The following is a 19,762-nucleotide window of genomic DNA, read 5'->3' as shown; positions in this document are numbered from 1 at the left end:
TATGGAATGGCTAAAAGAAAATTATGATCAAATAAACCCTTTAGGTAATCTAAATATCCTTAACTTACCGCCAAATTCTTGCAGTGATATTTTAGCTATTTTACTTAGCCTTAGTCCAAAAAGTTTTAATCTTTTTTGGCAATCCCAAACCCTGCAAAATATTTGCCAAAATTATCTCCAAGAAAATTTAAACTTTAAACTTATTAAACAAGCTCAACTTAGTCTATTACTTCAGCTACAACACTCATCTAATAACCCAAAAATCAAAACCATTCTCCAAGAAACTCTAAATAAACTTAAAATTCTCAATCAAAATCAAATCATTGAAGAAGCCCACTTCAAACATCTTTTTCAATTTCTCTCAAAAATCCCTTTAGATTCTCAACAAACCAAAACTACCCCACCCACTTCTTCCATACAACATTTTGAAAATTTCTTTGAAGAAAGCCTTGCAATTTTAGAAAATCAAATGCACTCTATCCCTATGTTTGCAGATATTCAAAGCTCATTACAAAATCTTTTAACAAAAACCAAGTCTCAACATTTCTCCATAGGAATCACAGGAGTATTAAGTGCAGGCAAAAGCACTTTATTAAATGCGCTTTTGGGCAAAGAGATTCTAGGCAGCTCCACTATACCAGAAACTGCAAGTCTAACAACTCTCAAATACAACAAAACTTCCTATGCAAAAATAAATTTTTGGAGCAAACAAGAATGGGAAGATTTAAAAAACACCCTAGAACCAAACTATCTTGAATCTTTATTACAAAACCAAGAATTCCAAAGCTTTCTTTCTCAATATATTTTAGATTCTAATCCCAAACAAAGCCTTGAGATTCCACTTGAAGAGCTACCAAAATTCACTTCTGCGAACTCTCCTAGCAAACTTTGCAATCTTATCAAAGAAACCACGCTCTTTACGCCCTTGCAATTCTTGCAAAATCAAGTGGAAATTGTTGATACTCCAGGACTTGATGATCCTATTATCCAAAGAGAAGAAATCACCAAGAATTATCTTTACCAATGCGATTTACTCATTCACGCGATGAATGCCTCACAAAGCGCCACCCAATTAGATATTAACTTTATTTTAGAAGCTTTGCAAAACTCCAATATTTCAAGGATTCTTATTATCTTAACCCACGCTGATTTACTCTCAAAAAAAGATCTACTTCAAGCCCTAGATTACACTAAAGAAACTATACAAAGCCAAATCTCTACACTCCAAGATGGTACTCTGTTGATAAAGCGCCTAGATTTTCTTTGCCTTGCAAGCTATCCTGCACTTCTTTGCCAAACTAATCCCCAAAAAGCTAAAGAGTTAGGATACACCCTCCAAGAATCCAATTTTAATGCTCTCATTGAATATTTACAAAAAACTCTCATAGGAAGCAATAGCACCAAAGCAAAAGATCTCATTTATCTAGCTACGCAAGGCTTTAAAAAAGCCTTTCTTGCTTTGCAAGAAAATCTCAATCTTGAAAAAACACTGCTTTTTAGCTCAAGAGAATCCATTCTCTCTCTTATTGAAAGCACTAAACAAGAGACACAAAAGGCTAAAGATGAGCTAAACTCCACCAAGCAAAAACTACAAGCCATACAGCAACAATTACAAGATTATGCCAACACAGCAACAAACCTGCTCTCCCAAAAGCTTCTTGAAGCACAAAACATACTCATTGAACGAATCTTTGAAGACATTATGTATGATTACAATCAAAACAAAACACCAAGTAAAGAACGAGTAGAAAAAATTCTCCTGCAAGGCTTAAAAGATTTTTTAATTGATATTCTAAGAGTTTATCAGTATAATTTTTCTCAAAAAATCTCTCAACTCATCAGCCAATTTACCCTAAATCACAGCTTAAAACTCTCACAAATCAAGCTTAATGAGACTTTGATTCTTAAGATTAAAATACAAATTTTAAGTCATATTTCATTAAAACACAAAGATGCAAAACTCTTAAATTCGCTACAAAATGCTTTTTCTTTAGGTTTTGAATCTTTTAAAGAATCCATCTATAACCAAAGCAAAACTATCCAATCGCAGCTCTTTTTAAATCTCCAAAATCACTTTAATGAGATTTTAGAAGAATCAGAACTTATTTTGCAAACTAAAGAAAAGATTCTCCAAAAAAGCCTTGAAGATTCACAAAATAATTCAGAAAACAAAGTCAAAAAAGAACAAGAAATTCTTGCCCTTCAAGAACAAATCAAAAATCACCTAAACCAACTCCAAAATATCCAAGAATACGCAACAAGGATTTCCAATGCTTAAACAATTCCTAAAAGAATGCCAAGAGATTCTACAAAAAAACTCACAAACCACCCCAATCCAAAAGTTACTTTTAGATTGCCAAAACAATCTTAATCCAAATGACTACTCCCTAGAATTTTTTCGTGATCTTTATGATAAAAATCAAGAAGCTATGCAAATTGCTATTATTGGGCAATTCTCAAGCGGTAAAAGCACCTTTTTAAATGCTCTTTTGGGTGAAAATATCTTGCCAACTGGAATCACACCAATAACTTCAAAAGTCTGCAAAATCTGTTATGGAGATGAATATATTTTGGAGGTTGTTTATAAAAATGGGCATAAGATTCCACAAAATATTGATTTTCTCCACAAGCTTACAAGACAAAATTCTCAAAACATTGATTATTTTTGCCTTTATGCACCTATTTTACTCTTAAAAGAAATTAATTTTCTTGACACTCCAGGGTTTAACTCCCAAAATCAAGAAGACACCAATACAACTTTAAAAATTCTAGAAAATGTGGATGGAATTATTTGGCTAACGCTTATTGATAATGCTGGAAAAAATAGCGAAAAACAGCTCCTTAAGGAATTCATCAAACATTATGCACAAAAAAGCCTTTGTGTTTTAAATCAAAAAGATCGCTTAAAATCTCAAGAAGAAATCAATTTAAGCATTCAATATGCCAAAGAAGCCTTTAATGGAATCTTTGCAGAAGTCATTCCAATTTCTGCAAAAATAGGACTTCAAGCCAATCTAAACTCCCCTCAAAAAATCCTAAAAAATCTTCTCTCCAATCTCTCTTCAAAGATTCAAAATCTCATTCACATAGAAAATAAAGAAACACTTTTAAGCACCTTAGAATCTGATTTTCAATTCACTTCAAAATCCATTCAAAGCACAAGCCAAAACAATACTGACTATATAAACCTCATCAAACAATCCAATATGCAAGCTATCTTTGATTTCATAACACATACTATCAAGCCCAAAGCAACCCTTTCTAAAGAATACAGCACTCTTAAAAAACTTAAAGAAATGCATATTTTACTTCATTACCAATACCACAAAACTTTACTTTGCTACAAATCTTTAACTAAAATATTTATTAATCATCTCCACAATACCACTCTAAAAAGCCAAACTCACCAAGAAAAGCAACAGCAAATTTTCAACAATCTCTATAAAACCTTAGATTTGCTTTTGGATTCTCTTGCACAAAATATCTATAACAACCTAGAAAAAATCACTCTTAATTTTCCCATTAAGCAAAAATCACTTTTTAAAGAAAAAATTATTTTACAAAATAAGGAAGTTGTGTCGCTACCATTAGAGCAAATTAAAATCCGCCTCCAAAATCAAGATTCACCTTTTCAAAAAGATTTCAAAGCCTTAAGCGCACAAATCCATAATTTTTGTAATTTATTCCGAGATTTAGTGGAAGAATTCTCAAAAGATTTAAAATCCAAAACCAAGCAATGGCAAGACAAAGAAGTTCAAAAACAAGAGATTTATAAATACGCCCCAAATAGCCAAAGCTTCAAAGACTTGCAACATTTTTCACAGCAATATTACGAATGCCTTATAACTGATTTTGATAAAAATGACTTACTAGCCACCTCCAATCTCCAAAGCCAACTTCACTTCTTAAGCCATTTTCTAACACTAAATTATAATAACGCAATTGAATCGGCACTCAACAAGCTTGATTTAAAACTTAAAAACTCCATTGCCAAACATCAAGAAAATCAAGATTTTGCAATTTTTTCACCCACCCTAGAAAATATCCGCGATTATCTTAATGAATCTTTTTGTTTTGAACCCTTACAAGCTCAATTATTTGGACCTATGAATCTACTTAAAAAAACCCATTCTCAATTTTTAAAAGGCTTGGAGAATCTCACGCGCGATAAAATTCAACTCATTAATGATCAAATGACAAATCTTAAGACAGAAATTGATAAAATTATAAAAAATCTACAAATTATCAAAAAATTTATGAATATGGAACCAGAGTTGCTTATAAGCAGACAAGACACTAAAAACAAGGAAGTTTAAATGAAAGTAGAGCTCTTAGAGCCATACATTCAAATTAGCATTGAAAAAGAATCGCGCTTTTTAAAACGCGCTATTGATTTTGCATACAAGCACTTCTCCAAAGCCTATCGCCTCTCTAGTTCAGTATTGATTTTAGATGATGGGGAACGCTATAAAAAGGATTATTTTTTAAATTGGGCTTATCATGTCGCTATGCAAGAAGAAAATAAAAAAGACAATCCAAGCTTCCAATCCATCATCGATAGTAGCCACCTTCCAATCCGCATTAAAATGATTGAAAACAAGGCTATTTTAGAGCATATCATTGTTTCTTTGCAAATCCTGCATAGTAGCCTAGCAAGAGCGCAAGTTTGTTTGCGACTAAATCGCCCAAATCGTCTTGCAAGACGCTATTTGACTTCCTTATTTCAAGATTTTCTTATTAGCTACACTAAGCAAGAAATTTTTTTAGATTCAAGTAGCTCTTATTTTTGGGAAAAACTCATTGCAATGCTCTCTCAAAAAATTATCCACAATGTTGTTTTGGATTTTGATTATGAAACTTTCAAAACCAACAACACTTTTGAATGCTTTGAGCCCTACACTACCAAGGAAGAAAGATTGCTTAAGAGAAGTTATAGAATCTTAGGTTGCAGAGAAGACGATGAGTTTGAAAGTGTAAAAAATCGCTACATTGAACTTGCAAAAATTTATCATCCTGATAATGTTTATGGGCAAGATTCTAAAATTATCGAAGGTTACTCTGAAAAATTCCGCATTATTAATGAAGCCTATGAAAACATTAAATCAAACTTTAAATGCTATTTAAGGAGTTAAAATGTCGCAAGAAAATGAATCTGTTGAATTAAATCTTGAAGAAAAGCCTAAAAAAAGCCATTTTTTAACTTATCTGTTATTGCTAATCTTACTTATTGCCATTATTTTTAGCTTAGGTTACTATTTCCTTAATAACGGAGTGGGCAAAAATATCATCAGCAATCTACAAAACTCACTAAACAAAAAAGAAATGCAACCTGCTAATGAAGAACACACACAAGAATACGCCAAAGATGAAGAGATTGAACGCCTACAAAACGCCCTTATTCAAAAAGAAAAAGAGCTTCAAAGACTCTCTCAATCTCTAAGCAACTCAACACAAAAGCCAACAACACTGCAATTACGCTATACCATCAAACCTAAAAAACAAATCATAGCAGAGTGCTTTTCAATGCAAACTGGAAAATGGGAGATTCCACAAGGCTGCCTCCTTTCTCTTGCTACTAAAATTAGCAAAGAACTAGAAAATGACAAAAAAGTTGTTGCCTTTGAAGTGCAAGGAATTGTTGATAACAACCCCTATAAAGGTCTTTCTCCTGAACTCAAGCAAGAAGGTTTAGCTAGTTTTAGAGCGTGGAATGCAATTAGAGAAATTAACAAAAAGCTACCAAATGTTACTGCCTTTGAAGGTCCAAGTTTAGAATCAAAAGACAAACGAGGCTATAGAATCAAAGCTTATTTCGTAGAATGAAAGAAATTCACACTTTAGGTGTAATCTTACGCCCCTCAACCCCCGAACTCAAAGAATATTTTTTGGAGTTTCAAAGCCTTGCCCATTCACTTGGCTTTGAAGTTTTGCTAGATTCTATTAGTGGTGGTATGATTAATAGAAATGGTTTAAACTTCCAAGATCTCTGCCAATATTGCGATGCTTTAATTTCTATTGGAGGTGATGGCACACTCATCTCCACTGCTAGACGATCTTTTTCATATCAAAAGCCAATTTTGGGAATCAATATGGGGCATTTAGGATTCCTTACAGATTTACAAAAACACGAAGTTCAATCTTTTTTGCCAAATCTTAAAACTGGAAACTACAATATCACCAATCATATGATGCTTGAAGGAAAAATTGATGATAAAACAAGCTTTTTTGCACTCAATGATATTATTTTAGCCCGTCCTAATGATGCTTCTATGATTCATCTCAAAGCCTATATTGATGGAAATTACTTTAATTCTTACTATGGAGATGGTTTGATTCTTGCTACCCCAACAGGCTCTACAGCTTATAATATTAGCGCGGGTGGCGCCGTTGTCTATCCTTTCTCTCACAATCTACTTTTAACCCCTATTTGTGCGCATTCTTTAACCCAAAGACCTCTAATTCTACCTGCAAATTTTACCATTGATATAGAGCTTGGAGAACAGGGGATTTGCAATATTGTTATTGATGGACAAGAAAATAAAACTCTCAAATCCGGGCAAAAAATCTCCATAAAAACCCAAAAAGATGGAGCCAAGCTCATTCACAACATTCATTGGGATTATTTTAAAATTCTCAAAGAAAAATTTCATTGGGGAGATTATGAATAATGCAAAAAATCTTAATCAAAAAAATCGTTATCAAAGATTCTCCTGCCTTTAAAGTTGCTTGTTTTGAACCCTCACCCTTTTTTAATGTTTTTAGTGGAGCAAGTGGGGCTGGAAAGTCTGTTTTAATGGAATCAATCCTAGCTCTTTTTGGATTAAAAGAAAGCAACGCACAAACCCTAGAAGCCACGCTAGAACTCTATGGAATCCCAGAAGAATTTCAAGGCTTAATTGATGAGGGCGAAGTTATCTTAACACTTACCAAAAAAGACAAAATCCGCTATTTTTTAAATGCGCAAAATATTCCTAAAAAGAAAATTACTGAAATTTTTGCTCCATTTTTAAAACACTTAGGCACAAAATCTTATAATTCTTTTAAAGAAGAGAATCTTTTTTTTGCTTTAGATTCATTTTGCAACGCTCAAGATTCAAAACACAAAAACTTTTTAGAGGACTACCAAAATGCCTTTGGCGCATACCAAAATGCTAAAAATGCACTCAAAAAACTCCAAGAAGAATCGCTCAAAGTCAATGAACTCAAAGAATTTTTGCAATTTGAAATCCAAAAGCTAGAAACGCTTAATCCCAAAAAAGGCGAATATGAAGAACTTTTAGTGCTTAAAAAAGAATTTTCCAAAAAAGAAAAAATAGCCCAAAGTTTGCAAGAGATTCAAAGTTTCTTAAGTCAAACCCATAAAATCTCAAATTTTCTTAACCTTATTGATTGTAAAAACGATTCTATTTTGAATGCACTCAATGAATTAGAAACAATTTGTCAGCAAGAAAGTGAGCGATTAAACGAAATTGAATCTATTGATCCTGAAATGATTCTTAATAGAATTGAAGCTTTAAGTGCTTTAAAACATCGCTATGGCGGAGTAGATGAAGCCATAGAAACTTTAAAAAACAAAAAACAAGAACTTGCCAAATATGAAAACTTAGACATTCTCTTAAAAGAATCTCAAAATACCTTAAACCAATGCCAACAATCACTCAAAAAAAATGCCAAAACACTCTTAGAATCAAGAAATACTCATCTTGCTTCTTTCACTCAAGCCCTAAATACCACTTTAAAAAATCTAAAAATGCCCCCTGCTAATATCTCACTTCAAGAAATTTCACCTGATTTATGGGGAATTTTGGGGAATGTTAATTTTAATATCACCCTTAACACGGAATTAAAAAATTTAAGCGCCGGAGAATTTAATCGATTCTCCCTAGCCCTTTTGCTCACTCAAAACACACAGACAAAAAATCAATCTATTATTATTTTAGATGAAATTGATGCAAACTTAAGTGGAGAAGAATCTCAAGGTGTTGCAGAAGTCCTATATCAACTCTCACAAAATTATCAAATCTTTGCTATCTCTCACCAATCTCATATGCCAAGCCTAGCGCACTCCCACTTTCTCGTCCAAAAACAGCCCCAAGGATCGCAAATCACCTTGCTTAATAAGGAAGGCAGAATCCATGAGATTGCGCGAATGATTAGCGGTAGTGAAATCACACAAGAAGCCATCGATTTTGCCACCAAACGACTTCAAAATCTCTAAAAGACAAGCTATGAATCTAAACACTCTAAAAAAATTTGCCATTTATCTCAACGATTCTCCCAAAAAACTCCGCTCCATTAAGCGCATTGGGGATAATCTTTTTAAACTTGACATTAGCGGAGAAATCTTTTATTTTGATCTAAGCAAATCCAAAAGCAGCATTTATCTCACACAAGATCAACTAATCCCTCCTAAACTCTATAATGCTCCTTTTGATAAAAGTCTCCAAAAACTCTGCTATAACGCTCAAATCAAAAACGCCAAAGTTGATGGAGACAATCGAATTTTACAGCTTTTCTTAGAAACACAAAATAGTTACAAAACCAATATCACTCTTTTGCAAGCTGAATTTACAGGCTGTTATACCAATCTTATTTTACTTACTCCAGACTTCATTGTTATTGATGCTTTGCGACACATCACAAAAGATCAATCTTTCCGCGAAGTTAAAATCTCACGCCCTCTTTTACCTCTCCCACAGCCCAATAAAAAGCCAATTTTAAAAGATGAAGGTGAGCTTTTAGAAACTCTAAAGAATAATTTTTTAAAAATTAAAGAAAACGAATTAAAACAAAAAATCCAAAAATCAAGCACCCATATCACTCAAAAAATCAAGCAACTTCAATATTTTTTAAAAAATTTAGAAAACAAACAAGAGCTAGAAAAAACCGCGCAAAACGAATCAAATTATGGAAAACTCATTCTCCAAAATCTCTATCTTTATCCCAATTTCAAAGGCACAAAAATTATTCTCCAAGATACCAAAATCACGCTTCCACCAAAAGCCACTTCTCTAAGCCATGCCGCACAAATTTTCTTTGAAAACTCCAAAAAACTAAGCAAAAAAGCACAAAATATCCATCTTCAAGAAGAGAATTTGCAAGATAAAATCACCTTTTATTCTAAACTTTTAGAAATGGTTCAAAATGTAACAAATCTCAATGATTTGCAAATTTTGGATTCAAACTCCCAAAAAGAAATCAAACAAAAAAAAATTTCCAAGTCCTTTGAGAGCTTTTTTATCGAAGGTTTTAAAGTCTCTATTGGTAAAAGCGAAAAAGAAAATATCGCTTTACTTAAAGAAGCAAAAGCCGATGATATTTGGATGCATATCCGCGATATTCCAAGCTCTCATCTTATTATTCATTGTGGAAAAAATAAGATTCCTGATATAATCTTGCAAAAAGCTGCTAAGATTTTAGTAGGCTTTTTGAAAAGCTTTAGTGGGAATTATGAGGTGGATTACACCAAAAGAAAATTTGTAAAAATTACTCAAGGCGCAAATGTAATCTACGGAAAGGAACAAACACTCCAAATCACAAAGGAATAAAGGAGAAAAAATGGCAGTCTCTCCAATTAGCAATGTAAATTTTATTAATCAAAACTCACAAGTTGGCTCAATTCAACAAGCAAATAATCAAGTTAAATTAGATTTTCAAGCTATGATTAGTCTCCAAGAAATGCAAGATAAAGAAAATGAAGTCCAAGAAGTGCGCCCAACTGAAGAAACCCCAAAAACCAATGAAGATAAAGAAGATAATGGTAAGCAAGATCAAGAAAAAGAGAATCAAGAAACAACAAAAACACTAGAAACACAAGAAGATTCTCAAGATGAAATTCAAACTGATGAGAATGGATTGATTCAGCACTTAAATATTTCAATTTAATGCATTTTTTTATTTTTATTTTGTAAAATTCTAACTGACTTTAAAAGTCTAAAATATTAAAAAATTAAAGGAAAAATATGTTTAATTTACGCGCATTACCTTTTAATGAAATCCAAGGCTTTATTAGCAAAGAAACCTGTGAATTCCATTATGGAAAACACCACCAAACTTATATTAATAATCTTAACAATCTTATTAAAGGAACAGAATTTGAATCGGCTTCTTTATTTGAAATTGTTACAAAAGCACAAGGCGGAATCTTTAACAACGCTGCACAAGTTTATAATCACGATTTTTATTGGGATTGCCTCTCACCCAAAGAAACTCCATTAAGTAGCGAATTGCAAGAAGCTATCAATGAAAGCTTTGAAAGTTTTGATAAATTCAAAGAAACTTTCTTGCAATCTGCCACTACACTTTTTGGTTCTGGTTGGTGTTGGGTTGTGTATAATCCAAACTCTAAAAAACTAGAAATTGTTCAAACAAGCAATGCACAAACTCCTGTTACACAAGGCTTGATTCCTGTTTTAGTGGTTGATGTTTGGGAACACGCTTATTATGTAGATTACAGAAATGCTAGACCTGCTTACTTAGAAAAATTCTTTAGCCACATTCACTGGGATTTTGTTTCTAAATCATTAGAATGGGCAAAAAAAGAAGGATTAAACTCTGTAAATTTCTATATGAACTCTCTCCACGCTTAAAAAATCTTAAAGCAAAAGTAGCCTTTAGGGGCTACTTACAATATTCTTTCATATTTTCTTTTGTTTTCTTAAATTTTTTTTGCTATAATTTTGAAAACATGAGGGAGTAGTAAGCAAGTTTTTTACTTGTGGCAAACCAACATACTGATGATTCTCATCTGGTTTTGCCTTAAATTATGAGACTCATATATAACTTATAGCTATATATGATTCTTAAAACTTCCTAAAATTTAGCTTTGTATATAGCCAAAAAGGAGCTAAATGTTTCACAATATTCCGCTACAAGAACTCTTTACCAAATTTCAAAGTGATCAAGAAAATGGATTAACTTCCACACAAGCCCTAGAAAACAAACAAAAATTTGGTGCAAATATCTTTGAAAAATCCCCTCCACCTACACTTACAAAGCAACTCTTAGAAGCACTCAAAGAACCTATGGTTTTATTGCTTATTTTTGCTGCCCTTCTTGCTCTTGGAATTAATACCTATGAATATCTCTACCACAATCAATCAAACTTTTTAGAATGTATTGGCATCTTTATTGCTATATTTATTTCTGTAGCTATTACGCTTATTATGGAAAATAAAAGCCAAAAAGCCTTTGAAACTCTCAATGCTATCACTCAAGGCAATACCATAAAAACTTTGCGTGATGGAGAAGTTAAGCTTATCCCGCAAGAAGAGATTGTCAATGGCGATATTTTACTTTTGGAAACTGGCAATAAGATTCCCTGCGATTGTCGCATTATACATTCTCAAAGTCTAATGTGCAACGAATCAAGCCTTACAGGTGAAAGTATGCCAAGCATCAAAAATCCTATTCTCTCTAATCACACTCCTAATAATACTTATGAAAATATGCTTTATAGCGGTTGCTTTATTACTCAAGGCAATGCAAAAGCTATTTGCGTAGCTGTTGGAAATCACACTGAATTTGGAAAAATAGCAAAAGCTCTTGATCAAACAATCCAAACCACAACACCCTTACAAGAAAAACTCCAAAAACTTAGTGGAAGAATCACGATTTTTGGAGCAAGTGCTGCATTTTTAGCCTTTCTCATACAGGTTGTCTTTTTTGTCCTAAGAGACACTATTAGTTTTGAAAACATTACACAAGCTTTTATTTCAAGCGTTGTTCTTATTGTTGCCTCTGTCCCTGAAGGTTTGCCTACCATTGTAGCCATATCATTAGCTCTTAATATTATTAAAATGTCTAAACAAAATGCCCTCATTAAAAAACTTATTGCTTGTGAAACAATTGGCTGTGTTAATATTATTTGCAGTGATAAAACTGGAACACTTACTCAAAATCAAATGAGTGTAGAACATTCCTTTATTCAAGATAGAATCTTTGAATTCCATTCTCACTCTCTACAAAATCTCCAAACAAGCCCCATTAAAGATTCTGCTTTTTTTATGCTTCATAATGCCGCATTAAATTCCACTGCCGATATTACTCAAAAAGGAGAAAAATACGATTTCATTGGCAATCCAACCGAATGCGCTCTACTTGTTTTTGGAGAGAAAATAGGATTCCACTATAAAGAAATACGCAAGAATTTTAAAATCTTACATTCCTTTCCTTTTTCTTCCCAAACAAAAAATATGACAAGCCTAGTAGAATTCAAAGGAAAAGTTCTTTGCCTAAGCAAAGGAAGTCCCGAAAAAATCCTAAGTCAATGCAAGATGATGCCTTGCCAAGAAACACTAAAGATTAACAAACAAATTCTTTACTTCCAAAATCTTGCCTATCGGGTTATTGCCTTTGCACACAAAGAAATTGCAGATGATGGGGATTTTAAAAATAGAGAATTGCTTGAATCTGAAATGATTTTTGATGGCTTTGTAGCGATTTCTGATCCATTGCGTCCTGAAGTATATGAAGCTATTATGAACTGCAAAAAAGCAGGAATTGATGTTAAGATTCTAACAGGAGACAACCTATCTACTGCTAAAGCCATTGGAAATCAACTACATTTACTAGATCATAATTCTATTGCCATTGAAGCTAGTGAGCTAGAAAATTTAAACCAAAAAGAATTACTTCAAATTCTCCCAAAAATCAAAATCATTGCGCGATCCACACCAGACACCAAGATGCAAATTGTTAATATTCTAAAATCTCAAGGTAATGTTGTAGCGTTAAGCGGAGATGGAATTAACGATGCTCCAGCCCTTAAAAATGCCGATGTTGGAATCGCTATGGGAATTAGCGGGACAGAAGTCTCCAAAGCAGCTAGTGATATTATCTTACTTAATGATAGTTTTGCAACCATTGTTAAAGCTATTGAATGGGGGCGAGGCATCTATCAAAATTTCCAACGCTTCATTCAATTCCAACTCACCGTCAATCTTTCCTCTGTAATAATTGTTTTGTTTGCAGTTATCGCAGGATTAACAGCACCCTTTAGTGCTTTGCAACTTTTATGGGTAAATCTCATTATGGATGGACCACCTGCGCTAACCTTAGGATTAGAGCCTATTTCAAAAAACCTTTTAGCCCAAAAACCTATTAAGCGAAATGCCAATATTATAACTAAAGATATGCTAATTCTTATTATAATTAATGGAGTATTCATTGCTTTTGTATGCCTCTTGCAATATTTTACAAATTTCTTAGGCGCAACTCCTAAAGAAAAAAGCTCTGTTCTTTTTACGCTTTTTGTTATTTTTCAACTCTTTAACGCATTTAACGCAAGAGAACTGCATAATCAAAGTATTTTTAAAAACCTTACCAACAATCGCCTTATGCTTGGAGTTTTTATTCTTACTTTTGCTTTGCAAGTCTTAATTGTAGAATTTGGAGGAGAAGCTTTCAAGACAACACCATTGGATTTGATAATGTGGATAAAAATATTATTTGTAGGTTTTAGTGTTATTATTGTGGGAGAAATTGTTCGCTTTTTACTCAAAATTTCTAGGAAAAATAATCTTTCCTAGAAAGCTTTGTATTTTATTTGTAATTTCTACTGAGATATTCTCCTAAATATTGCAATTCTTCATCGCTAATTTCAGTTTTTCTAAAAAATGGCATAGAGTGCTTACCATAACGCACAAACACCTTAACCAAATCCACACTTAAAAAATCTCAAAAAAATATTCAAACTATAATTTATCTTTTTATTCGCAGACTATTACCCACAACAACAAGAGAACTTAAAGACATAGAAAGCGCTGCAACAAGTGGAATAACATAACCTAACATTGCAAGTGGAATCATAAAAGCATTATATAGCAACGAAATCCAAAGATTTTGTTTGATAAATTTAAAGGTTCTTTTTCCGATTCTAAAAGCCTCAGCAATACCACCTACCCTATCATCAAGCACCACTATATCGCTAATGCTAATGGCAACATCAATCCCACTGCCCATTGCAATAGCAATATCACTTCGCCCAAAAGCAATAGAATCATTAATCCCATCCCCTGCCATAACCACCACCTGACCTTCTTTGTGAAGTTTATCAATAAAATCTGCTTTGTTAATAGGGTTTTGCTTAGCATAATATTCGCTAATCCCAAGACTTTGCGCTACCCTTTGGCAAACACTTCTATTATCACCACTTAGCAAAATTACTTTGATTCCCATTTTTTGAATCTTTTCTATGGATTCTTTTGCATCTTTTTTAAGTGTATCTTCCAATGAAAATTCCGCCAAAAGGCGATCCTCTCTAGCAAAATAAAAAACACTATTTTGCGATTCTTGCAAATCCTTTGGCAATGCCACACCACTTTCTTTAAGTAGCTCTAAATTTCCACCTACATAGCATTTACCATTAATTTCTGCTTTAATCCCCCTAGCGCTAATTTGCTCCACACTCTCTATCTGTGCTTTTTTATACGATTTTTCAAAATACCCTAATAACGCCACACTAATTGGATGAGAGCTTTTTTCTACCATTCCATACAAAATCTCAAAATCACTCATCTCTGCACCAAAATCCCTTAATCCAATAACTCGCAATTTGCCTTCTGTTAGTGTGCCTGTTTTATCCACCACTAAAGTATTTGCCTTAGCAATCACTTCTAAAAATCTTGCTTCCTTAAAAAGCACCTTTTGTTTAAAAGCCTCTCCAAGTCCAACCAAAGAAGCAATAGGTGTAGCCAAAGCCAAAGCACAAGGACAAGCAATGATAATCACAGAAATCATCACCATTAAACTTTTATCAAAACTCACTTCCCAAACTAAATACCACAACCCAAAAGTTATCAAAGCAAACAAAAGAATCACAGATGAAAAATAACGCGAAATCTTATTTGCCACTTCTTGAATTTTTGGACGCGCATTTAAAGAATCTTCAACTAAATTCACAATTTTTGTCATTAAAGATTCTTTAAAAACCTTAGTAACTTCATAAATAAAGCTTTTATTTAACGCCAAAGAACCAGAATAGATATTTTGTCCTTTTATTTTTTCTTGCGGTAATGATTCCCCACTCAAAGCACTCTCATCACACAAGGCTTCTTTGGAGAGTAAAATCCCATCAAGTGCTACCCTATCACCCACTTTAACTTGTATAACATCTCCTACTTCCACTGATTCTATGGATTTTTCTTGAAAATTTTCACCCACTTTCACCATAACACTAAATGGTATTTGCGCATTAAGTTTATCTAAGCTATCTATGGCACTTTTTTTACCCCGAATCTCCAAAAACTTCCCAATCAAAACAAAAGTAATAATCATCGCCACTGATTCAAAGTAAGTTTCTCCACCCCTAAAACTTGCATAAATTGAATAAATATAAGCCAAAGTAGCACCACTAATAACAAGCAAATCCATATTGGGAGACTTGTATTTAAAAGCCATATAAGCCCCACGCCAAAATACTCCGCCACTAAAAAATAATACAGGAGTTGCTAAAATAAATCCGGCAATGTTTAAAATATTTCGCATTTCTTGTGAGATTCCTGAAAAATACCCTGCATATTGCGCCACAGCAATCCACATAATATTCATCACGCAAAAGATTCCAACGACCATTTTTATATAATAGTCTTTTTTTTCTTTTTTGGCATAGGTTTCTTGCAATCTTGAATCATAAAAATGCGCATCATAACCGATTTGTTGAATTATTTGGATAATTTGTGAGACTTTTATTAAAGTAGGATCAAATAAGATTGTTGCTTTATTGTTCGTATAATTAATATGAACTTCAACAATCCCTTCTTGTTGAGAGAGAATTTTTTCATTTAGCCACACACAAGCAATGCAGTGAATCCTTTCCAAAATCAAAGAGATTTCAAAAAAATCCCCCTTTTTTTCTCCATAATGCTCCAAAAAAGATACCGAATCATACTGCATAAAATCCGTGTTTTTATTTTCTTGAATGGGTTCTAATTTTTGATCGCCTAGTTTGGAGTAAAAATCCTCCAAACCTTGAATTTGCAATAATCTATAAACCCCCTCACAACCCCTGCAACAAAAATATTTTTTTTGATTAGCAATTTCTGTTTGAATTAAAACTGATTCATCAAACTCTAAACGACAATGATCACAACACCTTTTAGTCATCGCCTATTTATGCTTTAAATTGTGATAAAAACTTTTTGAGATTTCTAGCGGCTTGGCGGATTCTATTTTCATTTTCAATCAATGCAATTCGCACATAATTATCCCCTTCATGCCCAAATCCAATCCCCGGACTTACAGCAATTTTTGCTTCTTGCAATAATTGTTTAGAAAACTCCATACTTCCTAAATGCTTTACACATTCAGGAATTTCTGCCCAAATAAACATGCTTGCTTTAGGCTTTTTCATTTTCCATCCAGCTGCCCCAAAACTCTCTATTAAAACTTCCATTCTCTTTTCATATTTATCTGCAATTTCTTTAACACATTCTTGATTCCCATTAAGTGCGATAGTAGAAGCAATTTGAATAGGAGTATAAATCCCATAATCTAGCCAACTTTTAATTTTTTGTAATGCGCCAATTAATCTTTCATTCCCCACAAAACAACCCACACGCCAACCTGCCATATTATAACTTTTTGAGAGTGTATAACCCTCAACAGCAACATCCAAGGCTCCATCCACTTCAAAAATAGAAGGCGCCACATAGCCATCAAAACTCAAATCCGCATAGGCAATATCATTAATAATATAAAATCGCTCTTGTTTGGCTAATGCTACCAATCTTTCATAAAACTCCTTATACACTACAACAGTCGTTGGATTGTGTGGAAAATTTGTTACAACAAATTTTGGCTTAGGCATTGTATTGTGTAGTGCGTTTTTGAGCGATTGAAAATATGATTCCATATCCAATTCATAATCCTCATTCCATTTTAACCCAAAAGTTGCAACATTTGCACCCGATAAAATAAAGGCATAGTAATGAATAGGATAAGCTGGCTCTGCAACAACTGCTGTATCACCTGGATTGGTAATAGCTTGCACCAAATGCACATAACCCTCTTTAGAACCCATTGACACGCACACTTGTGTATCTGGATTTAATTCCACCCCATATTTACGCTTATAAGTATCTGCGATTGCTAGTCGTAACTTATAGATTCCTTTGCTTGCAGAATATCCGTGGTTTTTTGGCTTATGGGCTGCTTCACAAAGCTTTTCAATAATATGATTTGGAGTGGGACCATCAGGATTTCCCATACTAAAATCAATGACATCTTCACCATTTTGTCGCATTTGCAACTTAATCTCATTGATAGCGGCAAACACATATTTTGGTAATCTTTTTATTCTCTCAAACTCAATTTCATCAAACATTTAAACTCCTTTATTCTAAAGTTACGCTCAAACCACCCTTAATAACAATCGGTAAATAGTTATCACTAATTTTAACAAAAGCCGTCCCACTTGGAATCATCACACTTGTTCTATTAACTGAATCTTCCAAAGAATCCACTTTGATAATCCCCAAATTCTCATCAAAAAAAACAATCTTAGGATACCACAAAACATTGCCCAAGCTACTTATGGATAATTTACCCCCCTCTTTTAGAGAATACCAATATTCGCCTTTAAGATTTGCATTTTTTTGAACTATCCCCTTTTCTAACAACACAGCCTTAGGGTATTTTAAAATATCTTGAGTAATCACATACACCCACTGCTTAACATTTTGTCTCTCAATTTTTGAAACATTATACCCATAATCACGCAACTTTTCTTGCAATAACACAGGGTCAATGGCATATTCTGTATTCATCGACAAAACAAAACGATATTTCTCACTATCAAGCATGCTTTGCTTTACTAAAAAATAATAATATCCCATCGCTCCCAAAACATCAGAAAGCACACTCATAAAAGCTGCTGGATTTTGCCTAATCTCAAATGAAACTTCAAGTTCCATAGGTATTCCAAAAGTCAGCTTTAGCAATCCATTTTCTTTGAGAACTTTAGAGATTTTATACAAATTAGGCTGTCCAACTCCATCTAAAAATTCATCTTGATTATCAAAAAGCCTCTGTATGAATTTTTGATTCACACGATAATCCTGCACTCCAACAAGTGAGATAATGTGAAAATCTAAAGAATTACAAAAAAGTTTAGAATTAGCAAAAAAAATCAATAATAAAGCAAAAAAGATTCTTTTTACCACTCCAAACCTCCGCTATATTGACGATATTGAGCGCTATTAATCTCCACAAACTCCCCCTTATCATTCACCATAAAATACATTCGCCTTGCTAGATTATAGTTATCCATCTTGTCTTTATTTTTCACCTCTAGCATTCCATGCCCTGTAATAATAGTTTGTGGTCTTTTTAAATCCACTTTAAAAGTCTTATCCACAATCATTGTTTCTCTTTGTTTAGTGTCTAAATATATAATTCCCATCCACACATTAGACAAGGGATGAATTTCAACTTTAGCCTCAACTTGTGGTGCTACTTCTTCTAAAGGATTTTCTTCAGTAAGAATTTCTTGGTTGCTATTTGTTTTAAGGGTATCTTCTAAAGGCGTTGAAGCAGAGGAATCAAGATTGAGATTAGGTGCAATTTCTAAATTTTGCGTTGCATTGTTTTCTACTTCTGTATTTTCCTGTATTATTCTTTTATCCATCACTTCATTGCGCGATTCTTTCATATCTAGTTCTTGTGTGCTATTTTGCTCTACAGATTCAACAGAATTATTCATGAAATTAAAATTAAAATTAAAATAAAAATAAGCTCCAATTGCAAGTAGAATGACTACTACCGCAGTGATAATCAAACCATTGTTAAAATCATTTTGCTGTGTTGCTTCGTGCATAATTTTAAAATTAATATTTGCCTCTGTCTTTTCTTTTTCTTCTTTGTTCTCTTTTAAGAAATTCTCATATTCCTCACACCATTTTTGCAAATCAATCTGATATTCGCGCTCTAAAATATGAATTAAACCAATGGTAGTTACTCTATCTCTTAATCCTTCAAAATCCATTTTTAAAATCTTTTCGATTTTATTTAATGCGATATGAGTTTTGTTAGCGATTTCCTTTGCACCAATTTGTTTTAACTTTTCAATCTCTTCCATTGATTATCCTATCTATTAAAATTGCTCCCGCTACGCCCACATTAAGCGAATCAAAATCTCTTTTCATAGGGATTGTAAGATTATAATCCATTTTTGCTAAGACCTTTTTTGAAAGCCCTTCGCCCTCATTACCTAAAACTAATGCTTTTTTACCCTCTAAAGAAATCGGTAAATTTTGCCCTTGCAAACTTGTCCCAAGCAATACAAAACCTGCCTGTTTTAGTTCATGAAAAACATCCAAAGGATTGTATACCACGCAAAAAGGCATTCCAAGCATTGCCCCTGAACTCACTCTCAAAACACCTTCTTGCTTGAAGTCATGAATCCCACAAATCACAATACCATCCACGCCAAGCCCATAAGCACTACGAAACAAAGAGCCCAAATTCCCAACATCGCTAATTCCACATAAAACAAGCACAAAATCCATAGACTTAATGGAGCGAAATTCTACTGGCTCTAGGGCTTCAATCTCTAGCAAATACCCTTGGTGATTCCCGCCCTTTGCCATTGCTTGTGCTTTTTTAGAATCCAACCTTAAAATTGGTTTTTGTGTTTTTTTTAAGCGATTGAAAAAAGCTTTATCAATTTCTTTAGCCAAATAAATATTAATAATTCTTTCTTGATGCTGCGCCAAAATTAGCTCAACAATACGCTTTCCATAAACAACCATTAATTTTATCCTAT

At 33.3% G+C, this 19,762-nt stretch carries 15 protein-coding genes and 1 pseudogene; 10 read left to right on the top strand and 6 right to left on the bottom strand.

From position 1 onward, the window contains the following. The first annotated feature begins 1 nt into the window (after window position 1). The 10 genes from MKD52_RS03830 (at window position 2) to MKD52_RS03785 (ending at window position 13,529) form a co-directional block, all read left to right on the top strand. On the top strand, window positions 2–2,278 hold the full coding sequence (locus tag MKD52_RS03830; protein WP_242099307.1) for a dynamin family protein: 2,277 nt from the start codon (window positions 2–4) through the stop codon (window positions 2,276–2,278). Continuing rightward, entirely contained in the window at window positions 2,271–4,316 is a 2,046-nt protein-coding gene (locus MKD52_RS03825) for a dynamin family protein (RefSeq protein ID WP_242099306.1), read from the top strand. Before MKD52_RS03830 ends, MKD52_RS03825 begins: the two co-directional genes overlap by 8 nt. Further along, complete coding sequence (locus tag MKD52_RS03820) at window positions 4,317–5,132, top strand: J domain-containing protein (protein ID WP_112056905.1); 816 nt, start codon at window positions 4,317–4,319, stop codon at window positions 5,130–5,132. It abuts the gene before it with no gap. A 1-nt stretch (window position 5,133) separates the two neighbouring features. After that, window positions 5,134–5,823, top strand: coding sequence for a hypothetical protein (locus MKD52_RS03815; RefSeq protein ID WP_242099305.1), 690 nt, complete (start codon window positions 5,134–5,136; stop codon window positions 5,821–5,823). Next, window positions 5,820–6,668, top strand: a complete 849-nt coding sequence (locus tag MKD52_RS03810; protein ID WP_112056907.1) for an NAD(+)/NADH kinase — start codon at window positions 5,820–5,822, stop codon at window positions 6,666–6,668. The genes MKD52_RS03815 and MKD52_RS03810 overlap by 4 nt, the downstream gene beginning before the upstream one ends. Continuing rightward, window positions 6,668–8,218: a DNA repair protein gene (locus MKD52_RS03805; RefSeq protein WP_242099304.1), complete on the top strand. Its 1,551-nt coding sequence runs from the start codon at window positions 6,668–6,670 to the stop codon at window positions 8,216–8,218. Before MKD52_RS03810 ends, MKD52_RS03805 begins: the two co-directional genes overlap by 1 nt. After that, window positions 8,163–9,548: an NFACT family protein gene (locus tag MKD52_RS03800; protein WP_242099303.1), complete on the top strand. Its 1,386-nt coding sequence runs from the start codon at window positions 8,163–8,165 to the stop codon at window positions 9,546–9,548. The genes MKD52_RS03805 and MKD52_RS03800 overlap by 56 nt, the downstream gene beginning before the upstream one ends. A gap of 10 nt (window positions 9,549–9,558) precedes the next feature. Continuing rightward, window positions 9,559–9,885: a hypothetical protein gene (locus MKD52_RS03795; RefSeq protein ID WP_242099302.1), complete on the top strand. Its 327-nt coding sequence runs from the start codon at window positions 9,559–9,561 to the stop codon at window positions 9,883–9,885. A 77-nt stretch (window positions 9,886–9,962) separates the two neighbouring features. Next, window positions 9,963–10,589: a superoxide dismutase gene (locus MKD52_RS03790; protein ID WP_242099301.1), complete on the top strand. Its 627-nt coding sequence runs from the start codon at window positions 9,963–9,965 to the stop codon at window positions 10,587–10,589. A 261-nt stretch (window positions 10,590–10,850) separates the two neighbouring features. Further along, window positions 10,851–13,529 carry a calcium-translocating P-type ATPase, PMCA-type gene (locus tag MKD52_RS03785; RefSeq protein ID WP_242099300.1) on the top strand — a complete coding sequence of 893 codons (2,679 nt, stop codon included), beginning with the start codon at window positions 10,851–10,853 and terminating at the stop codon, window positions 13,527–13,529. 13 nt (window positions 13,530–13,542) lie between these two features. Here MKD52_RS03785 and MKD52_RS03780 read toward each other — a convergent pair. From MKD52_RS03780 to rlmB, 6 genes and pseudogenes are all read right to left on the bottom strand, one after another. Further along, window positions 13,543–13,671 (bottom strand): annotated as a pseudogene (locus MKD52_RS03780) (cytochrome c); the annotation flags it as partial. A 30-nt stretch (window positions 13,672–13,701) separates the two neighbouring features. After that, window positions 13,702–16,104 (bottom strand): heavy metal translocating P-type ATPase, encoded by a 2,403-nt coding sequence (locus MKD52_RS03775; protein WP_242099299.1) that lies wholly within the window; start codon window positions 16,102–16,104, stop codon window positions 13,702–13,704. A 7-nt stretch (window positions 16,105–16,111) separates the two neighbouring features. Next, the gene (locus tag MKD52_RS03770) at window positions 16,112–17,323 is read right to left on the bottom strand and encodes an LL-diaminopimelate aminotransferase (protein WP_242099298.1); all 1,212 of its coding nucleotides are present in this window, start codon (window positions 17,321–17,323) and stop codon (window positions 16,112–16,114) included. Between the two features lie 10 nt (window positions 17,324–17,333). Then, entirely contained in the window at window positions 17,334–18,161 is an 828-nt protein-coding gene (locus MKD52_RS03765) for a hypothetical protein (RefSeq protein WP_242099297.1), read from the bottom strand. Further along, a complete protein-coding gene (locus MKD52_RS03760) occupies window positions 18,155–19,075 on the bottom strand; it encodes a hypothetical protein (protein WP_242099296.1) in 921 nt (306 codons plus the stop codon). Before MKD52_RS03760 ends, MKD52_RS03765 begins: the two co-directional genes overlap by 7 nt. After that, window positions 19,062–19,748, bottom strand: a complete 687-nt coding sequence (gene rlmB / locus MKD52_RS03755; protein WP_242099295.1) for a 23S rRNA (guanosine(2251)-2'-O)-methyltransferase RlmB — start codon at window positions 19,746–19,748, stop codon at window positions 19,062–19,064. The genes MKD52_RS03760 and rlmB overlap by 14 nt, the downstream gene beginning before the upstream one ends. Window positions 19,749–19,762 lie beyond the last annotated feature (14 nt).

Source organism: Helicobacter sp. CaF467b (genome assembly GCF_022664765.1).
Classification (GTDB): domain Bacteria; phylum Campylobacterota; class Campylobacteria; order Campylobacterales; family Helicobacteraceae; genus Helicobacter_D; species Helicobacter_D colisuis.
This window is presented reverse-complemented; position numbering and strand designations above follow the sequence as displayed.